The 22,276-nt window shown below is 72.1% G+C and carries 20 protein-coding genes; 11 read left to right on the forward strand and 9 right to left on the reverse strand.

The annotated features are described in order from the left end of the window. The first annotated feature begins 5 nt into the window (after window positions 1-5). Window positions 6-323 (forward strand): antibiotic biosynthesis monooxygenase family protein, encoded by a 318-nt coding sequence (locus GA0070607_RS02805; protein WP_089016757.1) that lies wholly within the window; start codon window positions 6-8, stop codon window positions 321-323. 156 nt (window positions 324-479) lie between these two features. On the opposite strand, the gene GA0070607_RS02810 is transcribed toward GA0070607_RS02805, so the two are convergent. Together GA0070607_RS02810 and GA0070607_RS02815 are read right to left on the reverse strand one after the other, a co-directional pair. Then, window positions 480-1,190: a class F sortase gene (locus tag GA0070607_RS02810; RefSeq protein WP_089016758.1), complete on the reverse strand. Its 711-nt coding sequence runs from the start codon at window positions 1,188-1,190 to the stop codon at window positions 480-482. Between the two features lie 7 nt (window positions 1,191-1,197). Beyond that, window positions 1,198-1,818: a hypothetical protein gene (locus GA0070607_RS02815; protein WP_089016759.1), complete on the reverse strand. Its 621-nt coding sequence runs from the start codon at window positions 1,816-1,818 to the stop codon at window positions 1,198-1,200. Window positions 1,819-1,948: 130 nt separating this feature from the next. On the opposite strand from GA0070607_RS02815, the gene trmB reads away from it, so the two are divergent. Together trmB and GA0070607_RS02825 are read left to right on the forward strand one after the other, a co-directional pair. Further along, window positions 1,949-2,656, forward strand: coding sequence for a tRNA (guanosine(46)-N7)-methyltransferase TrmB (gene trmB / locus GA0070607_RS02820; protein ID WP_089016760.1), 708 nt, complete (start codon window positions 1,949-1,951; stop codon window positions 2,654-2,656). A 121-nt stretch (window positions 2,657-2,777) separates the two neighbouring features. Further along, the gene (locus GA0070607_RS02825; RefSeq protein ID WP_089016761.1) at window positions 2,778-5,291 is read left to right on the forward strand and encodes a DEAD/DEAH box helicase; all 2,514 of its coding nucleotides are present in this window, start codon (window positions 2,778-2,780) and stop codon (window positions 5,289-5,291) included. Between the two features lie 61 nt (window positions 5,292-5,352). Here the strand turns inward: GA0070607_RS02825 and GA0070607_RS02830 are convergent, their stop codons facing one another. Next, window positions 5,353-6,072, reverse strand: coding sequence for an MBL fold metallo-hydrolase (locus GA0070607_RS02830; protein WP_089016762.1), 720 nt, complete (start codon window positions 6,070-6,072; stop codon window positions 5,353-5,355). Between the two features lie 114 nt (window positions 6,073-6,186). Here GA0070607_RS02830 and GA0070607_RS02835 point away from each other — a divergent pair, with 114 nt between their 5' ends. The 3 genes from GA0070607_RS02835 (at window position 6,187) to GA0070607_RS02845 (ending at window position 8,589) form a co-directional block, all read left to right on the forward strand. Continuing rightward, window positions 6,187-6,765: a TetR/AcrR family transcriptional regulator gene (locus GA0070607_RS02835; RefSeq protein WP_089016763.1), complete on the forward strand. Its 579-nt coding sequence runs from the start codon at window positions 6,187-6,189 to the stop codon at window positions 6,763-6,765. A 122-nt stretch (window positions 6,766-6,887) separates the two neighbouring features. After that, window positions 6,888-7,532: a hypothetical protein gene (locus tag GA0070607_RS02840; RefSeq protein ID WP_089016764.1), complete on the forward strand. Its 645-nt coding sequence runs from the start codon at window positions 6,888-6,890 to the stop codon at window positions 7,530-7,532. A 163-nt stretch (window positions 7,533-7,695) separates the two neighbouring features. After that, on the forward strand, window positions 7,696-8,589 hold the full coding sequence (locus tag GA0070607_RS02845) for a hypothetical protein (RefSeq protein ID WP_157743065.1): 894 nt from the start codon (window positions 7,696-7,698) through the stop codon (window positions 8,587-8,589). A 123-nt stretch (window positions 8,590-8,712) separates the two neighbouring features. Here GA0070607_RS02845 and GA0070607_RS02850 read toward each other — a convergent pair whose 3' ends face one another. The 4 genes from GA0070607_RS02850 to GA0070607_RS02865 are packed head-to-tail and all read right to left on the reverse strand — an operon-like array spanning window position 8,713 to window position 12,690. Beyond that, a complete protein-coding gene (locus GA0070607_RS02850; protein ID WP_089016766.1) occupies window positions 8,713-9,660 on the reverse strand; it encodes an ABC transporter substrate-binding protein in 948 nt (315 codons plus the stop codon). Next, window positions 9,660-10,526: an ABC transporter ATP-binding protein gene (locus GA0070607_RS02855; protein ID WP_089016767.1), complete on the reverse strand. Its 867-nt coding sequence runs from the start codon at window positions 10,524-10,526 to the stop codon at window positions 9,660-9,662. The genes GA0070607_RS02850 and GA0070607_RS02855 overlap by 1 nt, the downstream gene beginning before the upstream one ends. A 20-nt stretch (window positions 10,527-10,546) precedes the next feature. After that, window positions 10,547-11,647 carry a FecCD family ABC transporter permease gene (locus GA0070607_RS02860; protein WP_231930769.1) on the reverse strand — a complete coding sequence of 367 codons (1,101 nt, stop codon included), beginning with the start codon at window positions 11,645-11,647 and terminating at the stop codon, window positions 10,547-10,549. Then, window positions 11,644-12,690: a FecCD family ABC transporter permease gene (locus GA0070607_RS02865; protein ID WP_089016768.1), complete on the reverse strand. Its 1,047-nt coding sequence runs from the start codon at window positions 12,688-12,690 to the stop codon at window positions 11,644-11,646. Before GA0070607_RS02865 ends, GA0070607_RS02860 begins: the two co-directional genes overlap by 4 nt. A gap of 138 nt (window positions 12,691-12,828) precedes the next feature. On the opposite strand from GA0070607_RS02865, the gene GA0070607_RS02870 reads away from it, so the two are divergent. Beyond that, window positions 12,829-13,188, forward strand: coding sequence for a YciI family protein (locus GA0070607_RS02870; protein WP_089016769.1), 360 nt, complete (start codon window positions 12,829-12,831; stop codon window positions 13,186-13,188). Window positions 13,189-13,204: 16 nt separating this feature from the next. Here GA0070607_RS02870 and GA0070607_RS02875 read toward each other — a convergent pair whose 3' ends face one another. Beyond that, on the reverse strand, window positions 13,205-13,774 hold the full coding sequence (locus tag GA0070607_RS02875; RefSeq protein ID WP_231930771.1) for a cytidine deaminase family protein: 570 nt from the start codon (window positions 13,772-13,774) through the stop codon (window positions 13,205-13,207). 3 nt (window positions 13,775-13,777) lie between these two features. On the opposite strand from GA0070607_RS02875, the gene hrpA reads away from it, so the two are divergent. Then, complete coding sequence (gene hrpA / locus GA0070607_RS02880; RefSeq protein ID WP_089016771.1) at window positions 13,778-17,842, forward strand: ATP-dependent RNA helicase HrpA; 4,065 nt, start codon at window positions 13,778-13,780, stop codon at window positions 17,840-17,842. A 6-nt stretch (window positions 17,843-17,848) separates the two neighbouring features. Here the strand turns inward: hrpA and GA0070607_RS02885 are convergent, their stop codons facing one another. Next, a complete protein-coding gene (locus tag GA0070607_RS02885; RefSeq protein WP_089016772.1) occupies window positions 17,849-18,778 on the reverse strand; it encodes a LysR family transcriptional regulator in 930 nt (309 codons plus the stop codon). 35 nt (window positions 18,779-18,813) lie between these two features. On the opposite strand from GA0070607_RS02885, the gene GA0070607_RS02890 reads away from it, so the two are divergent. The 3 genes from GA0070607_RS02890 to GA0070607_RS02900 are packed head-to-tail and all read left to right on the forward strand — an operon-like array spanning window position 18,814 to window position 22,245. Next, on the forward strand, window positions 18,814-19,545 hold the full coding sequence (locus GA0070607_RS02890) for a succinate dehydrogenase cytochrome b subunit (RefSeq protein WP_089016773.1): 732 nt from the start codon (window positions 18,814-18,816) through the stop codon (window positions 19,543-19,545). 1 nt (window position 19,546) lies between these two features. Beyond that, entirely contained in the window at window positions 19,547-21,484 is a 1,938-nt protein-coding gene (locus tag GA0070607_RS02895; RefSeq protein ID WP_089016774.1) for a fumarate reductase/succinate dehydrogenase flavoprotein subunit, read from the forward strand. Continuing rightward, window positions 21,481-22,245, forward strand: coding sequence for a succinate dehydrogenase/fumarate reductase iron-sulfur subunit (locus GA0070607_RS02900; protein ID WP_089016775.1), 765 nt, complete (start codon window positions 21,481-21,483; stop codon window positions 22,243-22,245). The genes GA0070607_RS02895 and GA0070607_RS02900 overlap by 4 nt, the downstream gene beginning before the upstream one ends. The last annotated feature ends 31 nt before the right edge of the window (window positions 22,246-22,276 follow it).

Below are 22,276 nucleotides of genomic sequence, written 5' to 3' on the forward strand. Positions count from 1 at the left end.
AGTGGATGGCAGTTGTGAAGATCAACGCGATCGATGTCCCCCCGGGTGCCGGCGCGGAGTTGGAGAAGCGGTTCGCCGCCCGGGCCGGCGCCGTGGAGAAGTCCCCCGGCTTCCTCGGCTTCGAGCTGCTCCGGCCGGTGGCCGGTGAGACCCGCTACTTCGTCTACACCAGGTGGGAGAGCGAAGAGGCGTACCAGGCATGGGCCGCCGGCCCGTCCCGCGCCGCCCACGCCGCCTCCCCGGGCGAAAAGCCCCGCCCGCCGGTCTCCACAGGCGCCAGCCTGCTGGAGTTCGAGGTGGCCCTCCACGTCCCCCAGCCCTGACCCCCTCCCCCGACTCCCCCCTTCCCCGCCCACCGGCCGGTTGATCATGAAGTTATTGCCCTGGAAAGCGCTTGCCGAGAGCAGTAACTTCATGATCAACGGGGTGGGGTGGGCCGGGGACGGGGGCGGGGGCGGGCCGGGGAGGGCGGGGTGGAATCAGGGTTTCCGGGAGGACTGGAGGGTGGCGAAGGCGATGACGTTGTCGGCGTAGCCGGTGCGGCCGCCGATGAACTGGCCACCGCAGGTGATCAGCCGGAGCCCGGGTGGGCCGTCGTGGCCGTAGATCCGCTCGGCGGGCAGCTGGTCCTTCGGGAAGTGCTCGACCGTGTCGACCTTGAACACCACCACCGACCGGTCCGCCCGGGCCACCTCGATGAGGTCGCCGGGATGCAGCTTGCCCAGGTCGTAGAAGACCGACGGCCCGCTCTTGGTGTCCACGTGCCCGACGATCACCGCCGGGCCGGGCTCGCCGGGCGTGGGCCCGCGGTCGTACCAGCCGGTCTCGTTGTGCCGCTCCAGCGGAGGTACGGCGATCGAGCCGTCCCGGGCCTGCCCGACCGGCGCCACCGGCGCGGCGATCTTGATCGCCGGCACCGAGAGGCGCACCGGGCGGCTGGCTGACAGTCCGACCGTCTCGCTGCGGGCCGGCCGGTCACCGCCGGCCGGCGCCCAGTCGAACGGGCCGACGGAGCGGCCCAGCCCCGCCCCCGTGGCGAAGACGCCGGCCAGCACCAGCACCACGGCCACCGGCACGGCCCAGGGGCTGCGGCCGGGCGGACGGCTGCGCCGGGGCGTGACGGCGGTCGGCGGCCGGGCGGCCACCGACGGACGGTCGACGGGCGGCTGCGAGGGACGGAAGATCTCCATGACGGCCTCAGCGGCGCGGGACGCGCGGCCGGCGCAGGGCCACCACGGCGAGGATCAACCCGGTGATGGTCAGCGCCGCCCCACCGGGCAGCAGCAGTTTGCCTGTCACGCCACCGGAGGCGCCCCCGAAACCGGTGGCCGGACCCCGACTGGGCTGAATCTTCTTGACCACCTGGAGCATCGTCGAGGCGGTCTCGCCGTCGCGGCACTCCAGCTTGACCCGGTAGTTGCCGGGGCGGGTGCGCTCGCGCACCATCGGCGCGGCGGTGAGCACCCCGCGCTGCGGCTGCACACCGACCGCGCCGAAGGCATCCGAGACCACCGTGGCGCCCACCGAGTTGTCCCGGCAACTGGCCCGGATACCGACCAGGTAGCCGGGCTGCACAGTGCTGGGGCTCACCTCGACGAAGACGTCCACCACCGGGCTGGGCTGGGGTGCGCCAGCGGGCGGGCCGGGCTGCGGCGCCCCGAGCGCGGGCGCGGCGAGCACGAGGACCGCCGTGGGCACGGGCGTGATGTTGGGTGCGAGGGCGACGGGCGCGGCGTGTGCGGGGGCGGCGGCCAGCAGGGGGCCGGCGAGCATGGCCAGCACCGACAGCGTCACGCCGCCGCGGGTCACTGTCACGATGCCCCCTCTCGACGCCGTGCGGCCGTGCCGGGAAGCGGACCAGCCGGCCTGCCGTACCAGTTGGATCCTCTCATTCCCGGTCGCACATCACATCCGATCCGCCGACCGGGTCGCGTATGCTCGGGTCGCTGTGACCGCCACCGACCATGACCCCGCCGCCCCGCCCACGAGCCGGGCGATCCGCACCTTCCACCCCCGACGGGGCCGGATGAGCGGCCGGCAGACCGATGCGCTGGATCGGCTCTGGCCCGTGTACGGCCTGGACGTGCCGGACGGGGTCGTGCGGCAGGTCGACCTCGCCGGCCTGTTCGGCCGCCGGGCGCCGGTGGTGCTGGAGATCGGCTCCGGCATGGGCGACAGCACCGCCATGATGGCCGCCGCTGACCCGGACCGAGATTATCTGGCGGTAGAGGTGCACACGCCGGGAATCGCGAACCTGCTCGACCTGGTGGACCGGGCCGGCCTGGGCAACGTGCGGGTGGCTCGGGGCGACGCGTTGGACCTGGTCCGTGGCCTGCCCGAGGGCGCCCTGGACGCGGTGCACGTCTTCTTCCCGGACCCGTGGCCGAAGGCCCGCCACCACAAGCGGCGGATCATCCAGCCGGCACACGTGGCGCTGCTGCGCTCCCGCCTGAACCCGGGCGGCACGCTGCACTGCGCTACCGACTGGGCCGAGTACGCCGAGGCGATGCGGCAGACCCTGGACGCGGATCCGGAGCTGGTGGACGCGTACGGCGGGTTCGCGCCGCGTCCGGCGCACCGCCCGGTGACGAAGTTCGAGCAACGGGCGCTCACCGCCGGCCGGCCGGTCGCCGATCTGATCTACCGCCGCCGGTGAAAGGAAGGGCCCCTTGTTAACGCCTGGCGTTGTACAAGGGCCCCTTGTTAACCAGGTGCCGGCGCCGGCGCGGCGACCCGGTTGGCACCCGGGGGCATGATCCAGGCACCATGGACGGGATATGACGCTCACCGCCGCGCTGCCGACAAGCGCCGACCCCGACACCCTCTTCGACGCGTTCGCCGGCTGGGCGAAGGAGCGCGGCCTCGACCTCTACCCCCATCAGGAGGAGGCGGTCATCGAGATCGTCTCCGGCGCCAACCTGATCATGAACACGCCCACCGGCTCCGGTAAGAGCCTGGTGGCGGTCGCCGCGCACTTCGCGGCGCTCGCGGACAGCCGGACGACCTTCTACACCGCGCCGATCAAGGCGCTGGTGTCGGAGAAGTTCTTCGCCCTCTGCGAGGTGTTCGGCGCCGAGAACGTCGGCATGCTGACCGGCGACGCCAGCGTCAACGCCGACGCCCCGATCATCTGCTGCACGGCGGAGATCCTGGCCAATCTGGCGCTGCGCGAGGGTGACCGGGCCGACGTCGGCCAGGTGATCATGGACGAGTTCCACTTCTACGCCGAACCCGACCGGGGCTGGGCCTGGCAGGTGCCGATCATCGAGCTGCCGCAGGCGCAGTTCATCCTGATGTCCGCCACCCTGGGGGACACCACCCGGTTCGTCGACGACCTGACCCGGCGCACCGGGCGGCCGACAGCCGTCGTCCGCTCGGCCGAGCGGCCGGTCCCGCTGATCTTCTCGTACGCCATGACGCCCCTGCACGAGACGCTCGAGGAACTGCTGGAAACCAAGCAGGCCCCGGTGTACGTGGTGCACTTCACCCAGGCCGCCGCGCTGGAGCGCGCCCAGGCGCTGATGAGCGTCAACGTGTGCACGCGCGCCGAGAAGGACATGATCGCCGAGGCAATCGGCGGCTTCCGCTTCACCTCCGGCTTCGGCAAGACGCTGTCCCGGCTGGTCCGGCACGGCATCGGCGTCCACCACGCGGGCATGCTGCCCAAGTACCGCCGGCTGGTCGAGACCCTCGCCCAGGCCGGCCTGCTCAAGGTCATCTGCGGCACCGACACCCTCGGCGTCGGCATCAACGTGCCGATCCGCACCGTGCTGTTCACCGGCCTGTCCAAGTACGACGGGGTCCGTACCCGGCTGCTCAAGAACCGCGAGTTCCACCAGATCGCCGGGCGGGCCGGGCGGGCCGGCTACGACACCATCGGCCGGGTCGTGGTGCAGGCCCCCGAGCACGTCATCGACAACGAGAAGGCCCTCGCCAAGGCCGGCGACGACCCGAAGAAGCGCCGCAAGGTGGTCCGCAAGAAGCCGCCGGAGGGCTCGATCGGCTGGGGCCAGCCCACCTTCGACCGACTGGTCGACGCCGAGCCGGAGCCGCTGACCTCCAGTTTCCAGGTCAGCCACTCGATGCTGCTCAACGTCATCGGCCGGCCCGGGGACGCGTTCACCGCGATGCGGCACCTCCTCACCGACAACCACGAGGAGCCCGCCGCGCAGCGCCGGCACATCCGCCGGGCGATCGCCATCTACCGGGCGCTGCGTGCCGGCGGGGTCGTCGAGGAGCTGCCCGAGCCGGACGAGACCGGCCGGCGGATCCGGCTCACCGTCGACCTCCAGCTCGACTTCGCCCTCAACCAGCCGCTCTCCCCCCTCGCGCTGGCCACCATCGAACTACTCGACGCCGAGTCCCCGTCGTACGCGCTCGACGTGCTGAGCGTGATCGAGTCGATCCTCGACGACCCCCGGCAGATCCTCTCCGCGCAGCAGTTCAAGGCGCGCGGCGAGGCGGTCGCCGCGATGAAGGCCGAGGGCATCGAGTACGAGGCCCGCCTCGAACTGCTCGACGAGGTGACCCACCCGAAGCCCCTCGCGGAGCTGCTGGAGGCCGCGTACGAGATGTACCGGCAGGGGCACCCGTGGGTCGCCGACCACCAGCTCTCCCCCAAGGCCGTGGTCCGCGACATGTACGAGCGGGCGATGACCTTCACCGAGTACGTGCAATTCTACGGGCTGACCCGCTCGGAAGGCCTCGTCCTGCGCTATCTGGCCGACGCGTACAAGACGCTGCGGCAGACGGTGCCCGAGGACGCCAAGACCGAGGAGCTGATCGACCTCATCGAGTGGCTGGGCGAGCTGGTCCGCCAGGTCGACTCCAGCCTGATCGACGAGTGGGAGCGGCTGCGCAACCCGTCGGACGTGGCCGAGGTGGCCCAGGCGCACGCCGCCCTGACCGACCGGCCACCGGCGGTGACCCGCAACGCCCGCGCGTTCCGGGTGCTGGTGCGCAACGCGCTGTTCCGCCGGGTCGAGCTGGCCGCCCTGCGCCGCTGGGACCTGCTCGCCGAGCTGGACGCCGGCGACGGCTGGGACTACGACGCCTGGGCCGACGCGCTGGGGCCGTACTTCGAGGCGTACGACTCGATCGGCGTCGGGCCGGACGCGCGTGGACCGGCGCTGCTCATGATCGAGCAGGGCCGGGAGCGGTGGACGGTCCGGCAGATCTTCGACGACCCGGACGGCGACCACGACTGGGGCATCAGCGCCGAGGTCGACCTGGCCGCCTCGGACGAGATCGGCGCCGCCGTCATCCGGATCACCGACGTCGGCCAGCTCTGACTCGACGCCGGAGGCGGCACTCCGCCTCCGGCGTCCTCCACCAGCGATGCCCCGACCCCACTCACCGAGCCTCGGCCACCGCCCTTGTCAGGCGCACCGCCTCGCGGACGCCCCCGTTCCACGGGATGCCGTGACCGGGGAGGATCCACGTCGCCGGCAGGTCCTCGATGCGGGCGAGTGAGGCGAGCGCAAGCGCCGGGTCGTCGGTGAACGGCGCCGGCTGCGGGCCCTGCCGGCCGGTCAGCACATGCCGGGTGGTGAGCGCGTCCCCCACGAACACCGCGTCGGCGACCGGCACGTGCACGGCGATGCTGCCCGGCGAGTGGCCCGGCATCCCGATCACGCGCGGGGCACCGGGCAGGTCGAGCACCTGACCGTCCTTTACGGCGGTCACCTCGGTGAGGTAGGTCGTGCGCATTCCGCCCTTGCGGCCCGCGTACCAGAGGAAACGCGCCATCGCGCCCACCTTGACCTTCCCGAAGGACGCCTTGGGCTTGACCTCGCCGCGGGCGCGGGCGGCGTCCGCGCCGTGCACGAAGATCGGCACGCCGTGATCGCGCCGGAGCCGCTCGGCGAACCCGATGTGGTCGGCGTCGCCGTGGGTGAGGATCAACCCCCGGACGTCGGCGAGCGAGCGGCCCATGCCGGACAGCTCCGCCACCAGCTCCGGCCAGTGACCGGAGAGCCCGGCATCCACGACCGTCACACCCTCCTCGGTCTCGATCAGGTAGACGGCGACGATGTCGTTGCCGATGCGGTGCAGGTGTGGCCCGAGCTTCATGAGTGCCTCCCGAAGTAACGTCACGGCGTGATGGCTACGGTACATAGCTATCATGGCTAAAAGCTATAGCTATCATGGTGACGGCCGTCGCCCCGCCCCGGAAGGAGTACCCGCATGCCGACCCCCGACCGGACGTCGCTCGCCGACATCGTCGAGGCCGCCCGCGGCATCCTGGAGTCGGAAGGACTCCCGCGCCTGACCATGCAGGCGGTCGCCGAGCGGGTCGGTGTGCGCGCCCCGTCGCTCTACAAGCGGGTCCGTAACCGCGACGCCCTGATCCAGCTCGTCGCCGAGGCCACCGTCCGCGACCTGGGCGAGCAGCTCAGCGCCGTCGCCAGCAGCGGTGAGCCGGGCACTGACCTGGCCGAGCTGGCCCGCACCTTCCGCGCGTTCGCGCACGCACACCCGGCCGGCTATCAGCTGATCTTCGCCAACGGCCGCGAGGAGACCCGGCCCAGCCTCGACGCCCTCACCCGGGCCAGCGCCCCCGCCCTGCGCGTCGCCGCCGACCTCGCCGGGCCCGAGCACGCCCTGGAGGCCGCCCGCATGTTCACCGCCTGGGCCAACGGCTTCGTGAGCATGGAGTACGCGGGCGCCTTCAACCTCGGCGGCAACCTCGACGAGGCCTTCGAGTTCGGCATCAGCCGCCTGACCGCCGCCTTCGCTCCCCCGGAACCGCCCCGGGCCCACTGACCGGCGGGGGCCACGGGCGGCAACGATCGACCCGCCGCTTCGCCACTTCTCCCGCTGGGCAATGTCAGACCCGTCGATTAGAATGTATGTACTAATCGAGATCCTGACCTGGGAGGACGCCCGTGACCGCGCCCGCCTCCACGCCCCTCACCCCCTACGCCACACTGCTTGGCTTCACCCGCTACGTCGACCGCAACGGCCCCACCAAGGCGACCTTCGTGGGCGGCCTGCGCAAGCAGCGGGCCAGCCGCTCCGGCTTCAACCCGCACGGCCAGTTCGTCAAGGCCCTCAAGGCCGACATCGCCTTCCACACCGGCGGCACCCACCTCACCGGCGTGGTCGACGTGGTCAAGCCACGCTGGCGCCCGCTCTACCAGGCGCTGGTTCCCGGCGCCACGGCCTGGCTGCACTCCCTGGGCGAGCCGTCCGCCGTCGATCTGGCCCAGACCCGCGACGCCCTGGCCATGCTGGGCGACCTACCAGTCAAGATCAACCCCCATTTCGGCGTACGGCACGCCGACGGCCGGGCCGAGGCGGTCCGGCTGCACTTCGACGAGACCCCGCCCAGCACGGAGTCCGTGCTCGCCACCCTGCACCTGATGGCCCGGCACATGGACGCGGTGCTGCCGCACGCCGAGCCGGTCCTGGTCGACGTCCGACGCGGCCAGGCCCACCACATGCCCGCCGACGCCAAGCCCGAACAGATCGAACGCTGGCTGGCCGGCGAAGCCGCCGCCTTCCGCGCCATCTGGACCACCGCCGCCTGACCCACCCACCCCCAAGATCCGCGCAACATCGGGGTTCTTGCTGGCTCGCGCCGCAGCGAGGCAGTAGAAACACCGAAGTTGCGCGGATCTTGACGTTCCGGCCCGTCACAGGGGTTATCCACAGGGACTGCCGGCGGCGCAGTCCGCGGGTCAGGGTGTCGTCATGCCTGTTCCACCACGACGGCCGGCGGTCTTACAGGGAAGCGTCTTCCGCGGCTCCCACGCCGTCGCCCAAGGCCTGCTGACCCGGACGGAGCTGCGCAGCACCGCGTGGCGCCCGTTGTTCCGGGACGTCTACGCGGATGCCCAACTGGTGATCACCCACCGCACCCGCTGTGTGGCTGCCGCACGGCGGGTGCTGCCGCCGGGCGTGGTGATCGCCGGGCGCAGCGCGGCCGCCTTCTACGGCGCCGGATCGGTCGCCGACCATGAGCCCGTCGACGTGCTCGTGCCCGCCGGGCGGCGGTTCGGGCCGGTCTCGGGGCTCGTGGTGCACACCGGCGCGTTCGCCCAGACCGACGTTGCGATGCGCGCCGGCATTCCGCTGACCACGCTGGCCCGCACCTGCTGGGATGTGGCCCGGTGGCTCACGACTGAGGACGCCGTCGCCATCGTGGACCGACTGGCTGGCCAACGGCTGGTGGCGCTCCCTCACCTACGCGCTGAGGCCCTGACGCGGGTCGGCAGCCGAGGCTGGAAGCGGATGGCGCGGGTGGCCGAGCTGGCCGACGCGGGAGCGGAGTCGGCCCAGGAGTCCCGCCTACGGGTGCGGATCGTGCTCGCGGGGCTGCCAACACCCGTGACCCAGTTCGTGGTCGAGCGCGACGGCAGGTTCGTGGCACGCCTCGATCTGGCCCGGCCGCACCTCAAGGTCGCCGTCGAGTACGACGGTCTGTGGCATCACGATCCGGAGCAGTTCCATCGGGACCGGCGCCGACTCAACCGCCTGCTCGGCGAGGACTGGATCGTCCTGCACGTCACAGCGAAGCGGCTCCGCGAGGACTTCGACGCCTTCCTGGCCGAACTCCGCCAGGCCCTCCGCACCCGCTCCCGCTAACCCAGACAACGCAAGATCCGCGCAACTTCAGCGATCCTGCCGTCTCAACAGCTCGTGAGGCAGCAGTTTCCCCGAAGTTGCGCGGATCTTGCGGTGCGGCGCGCGCGGCGCGTGGGGGGTGGGTCAGGCGGCGGGGAGGTACTTCGCCAGGTCGTCGAGGATCTTGTTGGCGGCGCCGACGCCGATGCCGGTCATCCACACCTCGTCGGCGACCGGGTAGGCCTTGCCGGCCTTGACCGCGCCGAGGCCCTTCCACAGGGTGCCGGCGGTCATCTTGGCCTGCTCGGCGGCGGCCTTGTCGCCGTACGCGGTCACGAAGATGACGTCACCGTCGACCTCGTTGATCCGCTCGGGGCTGACCAGGTCGAAGCGCTTGTCCTCCTTGTTGGCGAGCAGCTGCCGCTCGGGCCGGCCCAGGCCGGTGTCGCCGATGACGATGCCGGAGAACGAGTCCGGGCCGTACACCCGGATGTTGCCGGGCAGGAACCGCACGATCGACACCTTGCGGGCGGCGGCGTCGCCGAGCGTGGCGCCGAAGTCCTTGGCCCGCTTCTCGTACGCGGCGAGCAGATCCTTGGCCTGCTGCTCGTGGCCGAGCGCCTTGCCGTCGAGGAGGAAGTTCTCCTTCCAGGTGATGCCCACCTTGTCGGTGAACACCGTCGGCGCGATGGCGGCCAACTCGTCGTAGAACTTCTCCTGGCGGAACTTGCTGCCCAGGATGAGGTCCGGCTTCAGCGCGTTGATCGCCTCCAGGTCGGGCTCGGTGAGCACCCCGACCTCCTTGATGTTGGCGAGTTTGTCCGCGCCGAAGTACGTCGGCCAGCTCTTGGCCTCACCGGCGGTGGCGGCGCCGACCGGCGTGACGCCCAGCGAGAGCGCCGTGTCGATCTTGTCCGTGTCGAGCACGACGACGCGCTTGGGCTCCGCCGGGACCTTGGTGGTGCCCATGGCGTGGGTGATCTCCCGGGTCTCCCCGGTGGCGGAGCCGGCGACCGGGTCGCTCTCACCGCAGGCGGTGAGGCCGACGCCGAGGGCGACGGCCGCGGCGAGGGCGGCGACGAGACGACGCATCAGAGTCCTTTCGAAGGGTACGAGCCGGCGAGCGGGATGCTCCCGTCGTCGGCGGGTTGGGCGGTGGGGGTGACCGGGCGGGTGGTGGCGCCGCCGGTGTGCGCGGGCACCACCAGGGGTGCCCCGGTCACCGGGCAGGGCACGACCACGCAGGCCAGCCCGAAGACGTCACGGACCAGGTCCGCGGTGAGGATCTCCCGGGGCGGCCCGGCGGCCACCACCGTGCCGGCGCGCATCGCGACCAGATGGTCGGCGTAGCGGGCGGCCTGGTTCAGGTCGTGCAGCACGGCGACCACGGTGCGGCCCCGCTCGACGCGCAGCCGGTGCAGCAGGTCCAGCACCTCCACCTGGTGGGCCAGGTCGAGGAAGGTGGTCGGCTCGTCCAGCAGCAGCGCGTCGGTGTCCTGGGCGAGGGTCATGGCGATCCACACCCGCTGCCGCTGGCCGCCGGAGAGGCTGTCGACCGGCCGGTCGGCCAGGCCGGCCACGTCGGCGAGGGCCATCGCCCGGTCCACCGCCGCGCCGTCCTCCGGTGACCACTGCCGCCACCACCGCTGGTACGGCTGCCGGCCGCGCCCGATCAGGTCGGCCACGGTGACGCCCTCGGGCACCAGCGGGCTCTGCGGCAGCACGCCGAGCCGGCGGGCCACCTCCCGGGTCGGCAGGTCGCGGATGGCGCTGCCGTCCAGCAGCACCGTGCCGCGGCGCGGGGTGAGCAGCCGGGCCATGGTTCGCAGCAGGGTGGACTTGCCGCACGCGTTCGGCCCGACGATCACGGTGAACGCGTCGGTCGGCAGGTCCAGGTCGAGCCCATCGAGCACGGTCCGCTCGTCGTAGCCGGCGACCAGGTCGCGGGTGGAGAGCATCGCACCACTCCTTAGAGGCGTCACGAAGACCGCCGCCGTCCGCGCAGCAGCAGGAAGATCAGGTACGGCCCGCCGATCGCGGCGGTCAGCACGCCGGCCGGCAGTTGGGTGGGTGCGAACAGTCGTCGGCCGGCCAGATCGGCCAGCACCAGCAGCAGCGCGCCGAGCAGCGCCGCGCAGACCAGCGGCGGCCGTTCGGCGCGTACCAACCGCCGGGCCACCTGCGGCGCGACCAGGGCCACGAAGTCGACGGCGCCGACCTGGGCGGTGACCATCGCGGCGACGAGCACGCCGGTGCCGGCGAGCCCGATGCGACGGGCCACCGGGCGCAGCCCGACCCCGCGTGCGGTGTCGTCGTCCAGGGCGGTGCTGTTCAGCGCCCATCCGGCCCAGGCCAGCACCGGCAGCAGCACGAGCAGCATGCCGGCGATCCAGGCGGCCTCGGTCCAGCCCTTACCGGCCAGGGTGCCGATCAGCCAGATCTGTGCGCGCAGCCCGTCGATCGGGTCGGCGGTGAGCATGACCACCTCGGTCAGCGCCCGGAAGGCGAAGGCGACCGCGACCCCGGCGAGCACGAACCGCTGCGCGGCCAGCCCGTGCCGAGCACCGAGGGCGAACAGCAGCACCGCGGCGAGCAGCCCACCCACCAGCGCGGTGGGGGCCACCAGCACCGCGGCCGCACCGCTGGTCAACGCCACGGTCGCGGCGAGCCCCGCGCCCTGGGTGATGCCGATGACGTCCGGGCTGGCCAGCGGGTTACGGGCCACGCTCTGAATCAGCGTGCCGGCCACGCCGAAGGCCGCGCCGGCCACCGCAGCGAGCACGATCCGCGGCAGCCGAAGATCAAAGACGACCAGGTCGTACGGGGTGCCCGCCCCGGAGAGCGCGCGCAGCACGTCGGCCGGGGCGACGTACGGGGTGCCCAGGGAGAGGCTGAGCACCACGGCCAGCAGGAGCAGCACGGTCAGCGCGGCGGCCACCAGCACCGCGCGGCGGCGGACCTGCAGGCTGACAGGGCCGATCCGCAGCAGTGATCGCCCGGGCAGCCGCGCGCCGGCGCGAGACGCGTCGGCGTCCGGTGCCGTGGTCGGGGAGTCGGGACGGCGGTCGACGGTGGTCACGCGGTCACCACCCGGGCGCGGCGCACCAGCACGGCCAGCAGCGGCGCGCCGATCAGGGCGGTGACGATCCCGGCCGGGATCTCGCCGGGCGGGGCGACGAGCCGGCCGACGACGTCCGCGCCGAGCAGCAGAGCCGGCCCGAGCAGGGCGGAGACGGCGAGGGCCCAGCGGTGGTCCGCGCCGACCAGGGCGCGTGCCAGGTGCGGCACGGCCAACCCGACGAAGGCGACCGGGCCGGCCGCCGCCACCGCGGCCCCGGTCAGCAGCACCGCGGCGAGGCCACCGCCGAGGCGGACCAGGCCGACCCGGTTGCCGAGGCCGCGGGCCACGTCGTCGCCGAGGGCCAACGCGTCCAGACCCCGGGCCACCAGGGCGGCCAGCACCAGCCCGGCGAGGACGAAGGGCAGCACCTGGACGGTGACCGACAGGTCCCGTCCGGCCAGCCCGCCGACCACCCAGAACCGGTACTCCTCGAAGGTGCGAGCGTCGATGCTGAGCAGCGCGTACACCCCGGAGGCGAGGCTGGCGTCGAGCGCCGCGCCGACCAGCGCGAGGGTGACCGGGCTGGCGCCCTCGCGGGCCCGGGTGGCGATGGCGAAGACCAGCAGCCCGGCGAGCAGTGCGCCGGCGATGCCGAACCACACGTACCCGGCGAGCGTGCCGACACCGAAGACGGAGATGGCCAGCACCACGCCGAAGGACGCGCCGGCGCTGATGCCCAGGATGCGCGGCTCCGCGAGGGGGTTGCGGGTGAGCGCCTGGAACAGCACGCCGGCAACGGCGAGCGCGAGCCCGACGGCGAGGCCGAGCGCGGTGCGCGGCACCCGCAGCTCGCGGACGATTGTGCTGGCGTCACTGCCGTCCGGCGCGACGAGGGCGTGCCAGACCTGGTCGACACCGAGTTGCCGGCTGCCGAGCGCGAAGCTGGCCAGCACGGTGAGCAGCAGCACCAGCGCGGCGCCGACGGTCACGGCCACCCGGCGGCCGGTGCGCGTGCCGGACCGGCTGCGGGCCGGGGCGGGGCGGGTGGCGAGGGTGGTCACGAGTCTCCTGCACGTTCGCGCTTAGGTTCGCCTTACCTTAGCCGACGTGCTGAGGGTGGCCTAACTGGCGCTCGTCGATCCCGGGCATGACCAGCGCGGACGCCCGCGCCGAGGGGGCGACCCGCCTAGGGTGGGAGCATGCGATTCGACCAGCACACGGTCGTGCTTCTGGTCCGGCCGGCGGACGCCCCGGAGCTGCCGCTGGACGCGGCCGACCGGCTGCAGAACGCCCACCTCGCCCACCAGGCGGGGCTCGTCGAGCAGGGACTGGTGCTCGCGGCCGGGCCGTTCCTGCACGGCGACGACGACCGGCTGCGGGGCTTCGTCGTGCTCTCCGTCGCCCCGGACGAGGCCCGCGAGCTGTATCACAACGATCCGGCGGTGCGGGCCGGGCAGCTCGCCGCACAGGTGACGAGCTGGCTGGTGCCGGAGGGCAACGTGCGGTTCGAGAGCGTGCCGGTGCCCCGGTCGATGCTGGAGGCGGCGGCCGGCGACTGACCCGGCGCCGGCAGGCTCAGCCGGCGGCGCCGGTCCGGGCCACCGGCACCACGCCGCCGGTCGTCCCCGGGTCGACCTGCTGGTCGGCCCAGACGTACGTCTCCGGCAGCAGCTCGGAGATCTCGACCACCCGCGGGGCGTCCGCCGGACCGACGATCACCCGCAGGGCCGGGAAGTAGTCCCGCAGCACCTGCCGGCACCGTCCACACGGCGGAATGACGCCACGTCCCCGGTCCCCCACCGCGACGATGGTCTCCAGCTCGGTCACGCCCTGGGTGGCGGCGGCGCCGACCGCGACGATCTCCGCGCACGGGCCGCCGGTGAAGTGGTAGACGTTCACCCCGGTGAAGACCCGCCCGTCGGCGCTGCGGGCGGCGGCCGCCACGCTGTGGTTCTCGCTGCGGCACCGCAGCTTCGCGACCGCCGTGGCGGCCTGCACCAGCGCACGGTCGGTGTCCCGCAGCTCCATTCCGGCCCCCCAGCGCTCGACGTCGGCCGCCAACTCTAGACCGCCGCCCGGCGCGCGCAGGGCGGCGGCGCGGTAACCCAGGGGCGGTACGCGGCCGGGCTGCCTATCCTTGGGCACGACATGCAGAATCCAGCCGCCTCCGCCGCGACCGATCCCGTCCGCGAGCTGCACCGCCGCCTCTCCCCCCTGATGTTCCGCGACCAGCGTCGGCTCCAGCGACGGCTGGACGGCGCCCGCAAGCTGCGCGACCCGCAGCGCCGGGAGGCGGCGCTGGCCGAGATCACCACCGACCTGGCCCGGGCCGAGCAGCGCATCGCCGCCCGGCGGGCGGCCGTACCCGTGATCACGTACCCGGCGGGGTTGCCGGTCAGCGAGCGCAAGGACGACATCGCCGCCGCCATCCACGACCACCAGGTGGTGATCGTGGCCGGCGAGACCGGCTCCGGCAAGACCACCCAGATACCCAAGATCTGCCTGGAGCTGGGGCGCGGGGTGCACGGGCTGATCGGGCACACCCAGCCCCGGCGGCTGGCCGCCCGGACGGTCGCCGACCGGATCGCCGACGAGCTCGGCACCGAGCTGGGCGACGTGGTCGGCTACAAGGTGCGCTTCACCGACCAGGTCAGCGAGCGCAGCCTGGTCAAGCTGATGACCGACGGCATCCTGCTGGCCGAGTTGCAGACCGACCGGATGCTGCGCCAGTACGACACGTTGATCATCGACGAGGCGCACGAGCGCAGCCTCAACATCGACTTCATCCTCGGGTACCTGCGGGAGCTGCTGCCCCGCCGACCCGACCTCAAGGTGATCATCACCTCGGCGACCATCGAGACCGACCGGTTCGCCCGGCACTTCGCCGGGCCGCCCACGGCCGACGAGCCGCAGGGGGTGCCCGCGCCGGTGGTCGAGGTCTCCGGGCGCACCTATCCGGTGGAGGTGCGCTACCGGCCACTCGTCGAACTCGCCGAGGGCGAGGAGGACGGCGACGAGGAGAACGTCCGCGACCAGATCCAGGCGATCGGCGACGCCGTCGAGGAGCTGGCCGCCGAGGGCCCCGGCGACATCCTGGTCTTCCTCAGCGGTGAGCGGGAGATCCGGGACACCGCCGACGCGCTGGGCAAGCTGGTGCAGAAGAAGCGCTCACTGCTCGGCACCGAGATCCTGCCGCTGTACGCCCGGCTCTCCTCCGCCGAGCAGCACCGGGTCTTCGCGGCGCACAGCTCACGCCGGGTGGTGCTCGCCACAAACGTCGCGGAGACCTCGCTGACCGTGCCCGGCATCAAGTACGTGGTGGACCCGGGCACCGCCCGCATCTCCCGCTACTCCAGTCGACTCAAGGTGCAGCGGCTGCCGATCGAGCCGGTCTCCCAGGCGTCGGCGAACCAGCGCAAGGGTCGCTGCGGCCGCACGTCGGACGGCATCTGCATCCGCCTCTACGACGAGCAGGACTTCCTCTCCCGCCCCGAGTTCACCGACCCGGAGATCCTGCGCACCAACCTGGCGTCGGTCATCCTCCAGATGACGGCGATCGGGCTCGGCGACCTCGCCGCGTTCCCGTTCATCGACCCACCGGACAAGCGCAACGTCACCGACGGCGTCAACCTGCTGCACGAGCTGGGCGCGTTGGACCCGACCGAGGCGGACCCGGCGAAGCGGCTCACCGCGCTGGGCCGGCGCCTGGCCCAGTTGCCGGTCGACCCGCGCCTGGCCCGGATGGTGGTCGAGGGCGAACGCAACGGTTGCGCCACCGAGGTGTTGGTGATCGCCGCCGCGCTCTCCATCCAGGACCCGCGCGAGCGGCCGGCGGAGAAGCAGGCCCAGGCCGACCAGGCGCACGCCCGGTTCGCCGACAAGGAGTCCGACTTCGTCGCCTACCTCAACCTGTGGCGCTACCTGCGGGAGCAGCAGCGGGAGCTGTCCTCCAGCGCGTTCCGCCGGATGTGCAAGGCGGAGTACCTGAACTACCTGCGGATCCGCGAGTGGCAGGACATCGTCAGCCAACTGCGTCAGGTGCTGCGTACACCCTCCGAGGGCGACCGGCGCGGTGGGCGACCGGCGCGCGACACCGCCGACGGCGCGGACGCCGGCCGGGGTGAGAGCCGCCGTGGCGGCGCCGATCTGCCGGAGGAGATCGACACCCCGAAGGTGCACCAGTCGCTGCTGCCCGGCCTGCTGTCGCACATCGGCCTGAAGGACGCGCAGAAGCACGAGTACCTGGGGGCCCGGGGCGCGAAGTTCGCGCTCTTCCCCGGCTCGGCGCTGTTCAAGAAGCCGCCGCGCTGGGTGATGGCCGCCGAGCTGGTGGAGACCTCGCGGCTGTGGGGCCGGATCGCCGGCCGGGTCGAGCCGGAGTGGGTCGAGCCGCTCGCGCAGCACCTGGTCAAGCGCAGCTACAGCGAGCCGCACTGGGAGAAGAAGCAGGCCGCGGTGATGGCCTTCGAGAAGGTCACCCTGTACGGCATCCCGCTGGTGACCTCCCGCAAGGTGAACTTCGGGCGGATCGATCCGACGCTGAGCCGGGAGCTGTTCATCCGGCACGCCCTCGTCGAGGGCGACTGGCAGACCCATCACCAGTTCTGGGGTGACAACAAGCGGCTGCTCGCCGAGATCGAGGAGCTGGAGAGCCGGGCCCGGCGCCGCGACATCCTGGTCGACGACGAGACCATCTTCGGCTTCTACGACCAGCGGATCCCGGCCGACGTGGTCTCCGGGCGGCATTTCGACGCCTGGTGGAAGAAGACCCGCCGGGAGCAGCCCGACCTGCTCACCTTCACCCGCGACCTGCTGGTCAACGACGGCCGGCCGGGGGTGGACGAGGAGGACTACCCGGACGAGTGGCGGGCCGACGGGGTGGCCCTGCCGCTGACCTACCGGTTCGAGCCGGGCACGCCGACCGACGGCGTCACAGTGGACATCCCGCTTCCGCTGCTCAACCAGGTGCCGGCGGAGAGCTTCGACTGGCAGGTGCCGGGGCTGCGCGAGGAGCTGGTGATCGGGCTGATCCGCTCGCTGCCCAAGGCGGTGCGCCGCAACTTCGTCCCGGTGCCGGACTTCGCCCGGGCCGCCCTGGCGGCGATCACCCCGGGCGAGGAGCCGCTGCTCGACGCGCTCACCCGGCAGCTGCGCCGGATGACAGGTGTCACCGTGCCCCGCGACGCCTGGGAACCGGCCAAGCTCCCGGCCCACCTGCGGGTCACCTTCCGGGTGCTGGGCGACGACGACAAGCCGGTCGCCGAGGGCAAGGACCTGCCGGCCCTGCAACGCCAGCTGCGCCAGGAGGTACGCCAGGTGGTGGCGGCCGCCGCACCGGAGGTGGCCCGTACCGGGCTGCGCGAGTGGAGCATCGGCACGCTGCCGCGCACGATCGAGCAGGTCCGCGCCGGCTACGCGGTGACCGCGTACCCGGCGCTGGTCGACGAGGGCGCCACGGTCGGGGTCAAGGTGTTCGACTCCCCTGCCGAGGCGGAGGCGTCGCACTGGGCCGGCACCCGCCGGCTGCTGCGGCTCACCGTGCCGTCCCCGGCGCGGTTCCTGCAGGGCCGGCTGACCAACGAGGCGAAGCTGGCGCTGAGCCGCAACCCGCACGGCGGCGTGCAGGAGCTGATCGAGGACGCCGCGGGCGCGGCCATCGACCGGCTGATCGGTGCCGCCGGCGGCCCCGCCTGGGACGCCGACGGTTTCGCGGCGCTCCGCGAGAAGGTCCGCGCGGACCTGGTCGACACAGTGGTCGAGGTGATGGACCGGGTCCGCAAGGTGCTCGCGGCCGCCTACGCCGTCGAGCAGCGGCTCGGCGCCACCCGTAACCTCGCCGTGGTGGCCGCGCTGGCCGACATCCGCAAGCAGCTCGCCGGTCTGGTGCACGCCGGCTTCATCACCGAGACCGGGTACGCGCACCTGCCCGACCTGCTGCGCTACCTCACCGCCATCGAGCGCCGGCTGGACCGCCTCGGCGGCAACCCGCAACGCGACCGCCAGCAGCAGGACCGGATCGCAACAGTGCAGAAGGAGTACGACGACCTGCTCGCCGCGCTGCCACCGGCGCGCCGGCAGGAGACCGCCGTCCGACAGATCCGCTGGATGATCGAGGAGTTGCGGGTGAACGTCTTCGCTCAGGCGCTGGGGACCCCGTACCCCGTCTCCGAGCAGCGGATCTACCGCGCGATGGACGACGCCGAAGGCCGCTGACGGCGGTCAGCGGGGGTCCACACCGGGCGGGAGTTCGTCGCCGGCGATCGCGGACTGGACGTAGTCGAGCAGGATGCGGCGCAGTTCCCGGCCGGCGTGGGTCGGCACCACGTCGCGCCGGCGGGCCACCGCGATCGTCCGCCGCACCCCGGGCGGCGCCAGCGGGGTGATCCGCACGCCCGGACGGCGCGCCAGCACGATGCCGGGCACCAGCGCGATGCCGAGCCCTGCCTCGACGAAGCTGAGCACCGCGTCCATCTCACCGCCGTCCACCGCGAAGGTCGGCTCGAAGCCCGCCGCGCGGCACGCCTCGATGGTGGCGTCGCGCAGGTCGTAGCCCTCCCGGAACATCACCATCGGCTGGTCGCGCAGGTCGGTGATGCGCAGTTCCCCGCTCGCCGAGGCGGTCGGCACCTCCCCCACCGAGGCCACCACCAGGCTCTCCTGCAGGATCGGGTCGACGCGCAGCCCGGGGTCGGCGCCCTGGGCCGGCATGATGATCAGCGCCAGATCGAGGTCGCCGCGGAGCAGGTCGCGCACCAGGTCCTGAGACCCGCCCTCCTCCACCTTGAGGTCGACGGTGGGGTGCGCGTCGCGGAACCGGCGCAGCACCGGCGGGGCGAGCGACGTGGCGAGGCTGGGGGTGGCGCCGAGCCGGACCCGACCCCGGCGCAGCCCGACCAGCTCCTGCACCTCGCGGGTCGCGGTCTCCACGTCGGCGAGGATCCGGGTGGCCAGGGGCAGCAGCACCTCGCCGGCCGCGGTGAGGGCGATGTTGCCCCGTACCCGTTCGAACAGTGGGGCCCCGAGGTCGGTCTCCAGGGCGTGAATTTGCTTACTGAGCGAGGGCTGAGTTATGCCGACGATGTCGGCGGCTTGGGTGAAATGTCGTACTTCGGCCACCGCGACGAAGTACCGGAGCTGATGGAGTTGCATCTACATAGCTTATGGCTATCAACACTGCGACTTTGATGCATTGGACGACTGATCCAAGTCCTCCTAGCGTCGATCGTGTGGTAGTCACGAAAACTCGGTCGCCCATCCGCTCCAACGTCGGCCTCAAGGCCGTCATGGCGGTGACGGGCATCCTGCTGGCGCTGTTCCTGATCGCGCACATGCTCGGAAACCTGAAGGTGTTCACGGGGGAAACCTCGTTCGACCACTACGCGCACTGGCTGCGCGACATCGGCAAGCCGCTGCTGCCCGGCGTGTGGTTCCTGTGGATCCTGCGCACCGGACTGGTGGTGGCGGTCGTCGCCCACATCGTGGCCGCGACCGTGCTGGCCCGGCGGGCCCGCGCGGCCCGCCCGGTGAAGTACGCCCACCGCAAGAAGGTCAACGGCAGCTACGCGGCCCGCACCATGCGCTGGGGCGGGGTGATCATCCTGCTCTTCGTCATCTACCACCTCCTGGACCTGACCACCGGCACGCTGAACCCGGTCGGTGACGCCAGCAAGCCGTACGGCAACGTGGTCGCCGACTTCGCCCCGGAGCGCTGGTACGTCACGCTCTTCTACACGCTCGCCATCATCGCGGTGGGCTTCCACCTGCGGCACGGCGCCTTCAGCGCGTTCCGCAGCCTCGGCCAGCAGACGCCACGGGGCGAACGCCGGGCACGCAACGCCGCGTTGGTCTTCGCCGTCCTGCTCTGCGCCGGATACCTGGTGGTCCCGTTCGCCGTTCTCACCGGATTGGTGTCCTGACATGGAACTCTTCACCGAGGGCGACCCGATCGCCGACACCAAGGCTCCCACCGGCCCGATCGAGAAGCGCTGGGACACCCGACGCTTCGAGGCCAAGCTGGTCAACCCCGCCAACCGCCGCAAGATGACGGTGATCGTGGTCGGCACCGGCCTGGCCGGTGGCTCGGCCGCGGCCACCCTGGCCGAGCAGGGCTACCACGTCAAGTCCTACTGCTACCAGGACAGCCCGCGCCGGGCGCACTCCATCGCGGCGCAGGGCGGCATCAACGCCGCCAAGAACTACCGCAACGACGGCGACTCGGTACACCGGCTGTTCTACGACACCGTCAAGGGCGGCGACTTCCGCTCCCGGGAGTCGAACGTGCACCGGCTCGCCGAGGTCTCCGTCAACATCATCGACCAGTGCGTCGCCCAGGGCGTGCCGTTCGCCCGCGAGTACGGCGGCCTGCTCGACACCCGCTCCTTCGGCGGAGCCCAGGTGCAGCGCACCTTCTACGCCCGGGGGCAGACGGGCCAGCAGCTGCTGCTCGGCGCGTACCAGGCCCTGGAGCGGCAGATCGGCCTCGGCAACGTGGAGATGAACGCCCGGCACGAGATGCTGGAGCTGGTCATCGTGGACGGCAAGGCCCGCGGCATCGTCGTCCGGGACCTGGTCACCGGCGAGATCAGCACCGAGATGGCCGACGCCGTCGTGCTCGCCTCCGGCGGCTACGGCAACGTCTTCTACCTCTCCACCAACGCCAAGGGCTGCAACGTCACCGCCACCTGGCGGGCGCACCGCAAGGGCGCGTACTTCGCCAACCCCTGCTACACGCAGATCCACCCGACCTGCATCCCGGTCTCCGGCGACCACCAGTCGAAGCTGACCCTGATGAGTGAGTCGCTGCGCAACGACGGCCGGGTCTGGGTGCCGAAGACCAAGGGCGACGACCGCAACCCCCGGGACATCCCGGAGGACGAGCGGGACTACTACCTGGAGCGGATCTACCCCTCCTTCGGCAACCTGGTCCCGCGCGACATCGCCTCCCGCGCCGCGAAGAACGTCTGCGACGAGGGACGCGGCGTCGGGCCGACCAAGCTCGGCGTCTACCTCGACTTCGCCGACGCGATCGGCCGGCTGGGCCGCAAGGCCATCGAGGCCAAGTACGGCAACCTCTTCGAGATGTACGAGCGGATCACCGGCGAGGACCCGTACGAGGTGCCGATGCGGATCTACCCCGCCGTGCACTACACGATGGGTGGTCTCTGGGTCGACTACGACCTCCAGTCGAGCATCCCCGGCCTCTTCGTGATCGGCGAGGCGAACTTCTCCGACCACGGCGCGAACCGGCTCGGCGCCTCGGCGCTGATGCAGGGCCTGGCCGACGGCTACTTCGTGTTGCCGACCACGATCGCCAACTACCTGGCCTCGGGCCCGCTGGAGAAGGTCGACGCCAGCCACCCGGCGGCGGTCGAGGCGCGCGCCGACGTCGAGGACCGGATCCAGCGGCTGCTGGCGGTCAACGGCGACCGGACGGTGGACTCGTTCCACCGGGAGCTGGGCCAGATCATGTGGGAGCACTGCGGCATGGAGCGCAGCGAGGCTGGGCTGCTCAAGGCGATCGGCGAGATCCGCGCCCTGCGCGAGGCGTTCTGGCAGCGGGTCCGGGTGTCCGGCACCGGCGAGGAGCTCAACCAGTCGCTGGAGAAGGCCGGCCGGGTGGCCGACTTCTTCGAACTGGCCGAGCTGATGTGCATCGACGCCCTGCACCGCGAGGAGTCCTGCGGCGGTCACTTCCGCGCCGAGCACCAGACCCCGGACGGCGAGGCGCAGCGCGACGACGACCGGTTCGCGTACGTGGCGGCCTGGGAGTTCACCGCGACCGGTGAGCCGTCGGTGCTGCACAAGGAAGACCTGAAGTTCGAATACGTCCACCCCACGCAGCGGAGCTACAAGTGAACCTGACCCTGCGCATCTGGCGCCAGAAGGGCCCTGAGGACAAGGGTCGGATGGTGACCTACCAGGTCGACGACGTGTCCCCGGACATGTCGTTCCTCGAGATGCTCGACGTGCTCAACGAGCGGCTGATCCTCGCCGGCGAGGACCCGGTGGCGTTCGACCACGACTGCCGTGAGGGCATCTGCGGCATGTGCGGCCTGATGATCAACGGCGACGCGCACGGGCCGCAGCGCGGCACCACCGCGTGCCAGTTGCACATGCGGCAGTTCACCGACGGCGAGACGATCGACATCGAGCCGTGGCGGGCCAGCGCCTTCCCGGTCATCAAGGACCTGGTGGTCAACCGGGGAGCCTTTGACAAGATCATCGCCGCCGGTGGCTACATCACCGCACCGACCGGCAGCGCGCCCGAGGCGCACTCCACCCCGGTGGCCAAGGCCAACGCGGACGCCGCCTTCGAGTCGGCGGCCTGCATCGGCTGCGGCGCGTGCGTCGCGGCCTGCCCGAACGGCTCCGGCATGCTCTTCACCGCCGCCAAGCTCACCCAGCTCTCGCTGCTGCCGCAGGGCCAGCCCGAGCGGTACACCCGGGTGATCGGCATGGTCGACGCGCACGACGAGGCCGGCTTCGGCGGCTGCACCAACGCCGGTGAGTGCACCCCTGCCTGCCCGAAGGGCATTCCGCTGAACACCATCGGCCGGCTCAACCGCGACTACCTCGCGGCCACCGCGAAGGGCGCCGGCAACACCCCCGGTTCCTGATCAGCCCGCCACACCGGACCGCCGTACCCCG

Origin of the sequence: Micromonospora coriariae (genome assembly GCF_900091455.1) — a bacterium.
In the GTDB taxonomy this organism is placed as follows: Bacteria; Actinomycetota; Actinomycetes; order Mycobacteriales; family Micromonosporaceae; genus Micromonospora; species Micromonospora coriariae.